The sequence below is a fragment of the Janthinobacterium sp. SUN073 genome, assembly GCF_030397665.1.
Taxonomy (GTDB): Bacteria; Pseudomonadota; Gammaproteobacteria; order Burkholderiales; family Burkholderiaceae_D; genus Janthinobacterium.
In genome coordinates this window covers 1-2,898 of record NZ_JAPUBT010000026.1, presented here as the reverse complement: position 1 = coordinate 2,898, position 2,898 = coordinate 1, and the positions used below count along the sequence as shown (strand labels likewise).

The window sequence follows — 2,898 nt, the reverse complement described above, 5'->3', positions numbered from 1 at the left end:
CGGCAGCAGTCTCGCCACCGCCCTGTCTTTAAATTCTTGTCCGTATCGTGCCAATTCATGCTCCAGTCAACGCTCCCAAGTTTACCAAACCTATCGGAGCGACAACCATTCTGACACCGGGGGCCCTTCGCAAAGCAATTATTGACCAAAAATTCGCACCCGGAACCGTCTGGGTTCGCCAATGCAGATCAGCACGAAACTAGACAATTAACATGTCTTGGTAATCTGATGGGTAAGAAAATCGTGCACCACCTTCATGAATAAAACAGGAGAATCTTTGTATGCCTCGTGCCCCGCATATGGGATGTTCAAGAAGGCAGAACCTTCTATTTGATCTCGTAGTTCAGCGATGCACTTTAACGAACAAAGATGATCTTCGTCGCCACGCACCAGCAACGTTTTTGCCGTGATCTGCTTGATCAGATTGCCAGGGTAAGCGCTGTGTTTTGTATTTGTCCAGAGCGATACCACCGACTTGATCAACGCATCAAAGTCTGGTTCTGGATTGTTCTCTCTGTAGTAGGAGACTGCATCGGGAAACTTTGTCTCCCAGAAATCAGCCGTCACGCCACTTAACATGGGAAGGATCGGGTCGTCCGCTTCCATTTGACTTTGAGCCGCCACAGCCACCAGCCCCTTGATCCGCGCTGGGGTTTCAGCGGCCATGCGCAAGGCAGTGATGCCACCGTCACTAAAGCCCAGTATGGAAAAACAATCGATGTTCAAGTACGCCAGAATAGCTTCAACATCTGCTTGATATCGTTGATAGGTCAGGCGGGATTTTCCGAGTGTCGACTTGCCGTGTCCACGAAAATCAACGCCAATCAATCTGAATTCACTTGCAAGTTGAGCGGCAATGCCATTGAAGTCAGTCAGGTTGCCCAAGCCGCCGTGCAGTAACAGCAATGGACTCCCTTTCGGATTACCTATGATTTCAAAGTATATTTCGGCATCATCAACGGATAGGTACTGACCTGAAGAATGCGTAAAAGTAGCCATGGTGAATTTATCCTTGTAGCCTTTTAGTTTTTGATTCGCCGATCTTACGTGGGGTGACTGTCAGTTTTTGTCAGTAGCTGATCGCTATCTGGCCCTCGCGCCCTCTCGCGCCCGCACGCTGCTTTCTGCTTTAGCTTCTGAAAAATTCCTCCCTGTGGATCTTGCCTGTCCAGAAGTACTGTGTAAAAATACAGTGTCAACTTTCAAAAAGGACACCTCATGATCAAAGGCAGTTGTTGCTGTGGTTCGGTAAAATTTGAATTGGCATCCCCCCCAAGCATGATGGGCATGTGTCACTGTTCTCGTTGTCGGAAGGCCGGAGCGAGTGCCTTGGCTTTTGTTGATAAAAATTCTTTTACCTTGCTGGAGGGGCGAGAATTTATTCAACGATATGAACCAGAGCCTCCGTTTACATATGCAAGAACTTTTTGCAAGAATTGCGGAACTTCGTTGGGGGAAATTGGTTCAGAGAATGACTCATTTCCAATATCAGTTAACTGTCTGGATGATGATCCTGAGGTAAAAATACAATTTCATGTTTATGTTGGCTCCAAGCCTGCATGGTATGAAATTTGTGATAATGCAAAACAGTTTCAAGAAAGTCCAACATAAATCAAGAAAAATCCAGTCAGTTGACTGGCTTTTTTATCGCACTCTTGATATTTCGAAGAATATCGATGTTCGTTGAATGTCGTCGCATCCTGGGGGTGAGATTTGAAGCGCCGGCCCAGCCCGCTCCGAATCCTTCAGCTGTAATTTCGCGCACCGATCTTGTCTTAAAAGTCATCGATTCTTTAAAATCACACTACTCATGTATTGATGTAAGTCGCGAAAATCCTGAACTTTCCATGCGTACGGCGATATTTTTACGCCATTTTCTCGCAAAGTTTTTGGAATCAAGTCGCCATTCGGACGAAGTATGACTGATGAAACAATAACGCCCGGATAATCTTTCAGACGTTTTTTGAAGGCGGAGGTTGTAAGGTCAGGCGTGGAAGGATTGCTTTTATTCGCCAGTGGGCCGGTTCCCTTGATATCTGTTCCATGGCACATGGAGCATCGCTGTATATAGAGATTTTTCCCGTTGATATTATCCGCGAAGGATGGTGATGCCTGAATTAGCGATAGCATTCCTAGCGAGGCGATGAATGATATTTTGATTTTCATGTAGTCTTGTATCAATAAAATCTGAGTCGATGATTATATCTGCCGTTGTTCGGTTGCACCAGTTTAGTGATTCAGGAGCGAAATTGTGGTGCCAGCGATAAGGCCGCGTCGCGTGGCTCCGCTTATCTCCTCGGGTGAGCCAGCTTCTATGACATCGAGCACCTCCGTTCGTGTGCAATGCCATGGAACGACCCCGATGTGCTCATGTATGCGCCATCGGCCCCTTGTTGATGGGGACGAACACTGTCCATTTCTTTTGTATCGTGGGCTTGACGGTCTGGTCGCAACTTACAGCAACATTCGGTCCAGACAGGCCATGGCTCTTCGGAACCCATTTCACGCGCAGAGATACCGCACATTTGGCAACCAGAATCTTCCGGTTCGGCTCCATGGTCTGCCACTTTGTTCCATTTTTCAGATTCTCTGCTGCGATGAACTGTACCGCGGCCTCCCTTATCTCAAACAATCCGTGTATGTCACCTCGTGTCCTATCCTCGTCAAGCGTGCTGGCAAACGCCGATGAGGTACCCGCAAGCAGAAAAATGGCGCCAGCAACGGTGGTGTACACGCGTGTATTCAATCGTAACGGTAGCAACATATTTATAATCCTTGAGGTACCCTGACTTTTTCGGACACTCTAGTTTGGTAAACTTCACCAACTGGAGAACTTATGACACGTTCAAAAACCTATACACCGGAGCTTCGGGAAGAAGCGGTAAAACTGGTCCTGAC

4 protein-coding genes are annotated in these 2,898 nt (G+C 47.3%); 1 reads left to right on the top strand and 3 read right to left on the bottom strand.

Annotated features, from left to right (window positions below):
* Nucleotides 1-207: 207 nt before the first annotated feature.
* Nucleotides 208-999, bottom strand: a complete 792-nt coding sequence (locus tag O0882_RS28970) for an alpha/beta hydrolase (RefSeq protein ID WP_289953449.1) — start codon at nucleotides 997-999, stop codon at nucleotides 208-210.
* A gap of 219 nt (nucleotides 1,000-1,218) precedes the next feature.
* Between O0882_RS28970 and O0882_RS28965 the strand changes: the two genes are divergently transcribed.
* Nucleotides 1,219-1,611 (top strand): GFA family protein, encoded by a 393-nt coding sequence (locus tag O0882_RS28965; RefSeq protein WP_289953448.1) that lies wholly within the window; start codon nucleotides 1,219-1,221, stop codon nucleotides 1,609-1,611.
* A 171-nt stretch (nucleotides 1,612-1,782) separates the two neighbouring features.
* On the opposite strand, the gene O0882_RS28960 is transcribed toward O0882_RS28965, so the two are convergent.
* Complete coding sequence (locus O0882_RS28960) at nucleotides 1,783-2,166, bottom strand: cytochrome c (protein ID WP_289953447.1); 384 nt, start codon at nucleotides 2,164-2,166, stop codon at nucleotides 1,783-1,785.
* A 202-nt stretch (nucleotides 2,167-2,368) separates the two neighbouring features.
* Nucleotides 2,369-2,734, bottom strand: a complete 366-nt coding sequence (locus O0882_RS28955; RefSeq protein WP_289953446.1) for a hypothetical protein — start codon at nucleotides 2,732-2,734, stop codon at nucleotides 2,369-2,371.
* Nucleotides 2,735-2,898: the final 164 nt, after the last annotated feature.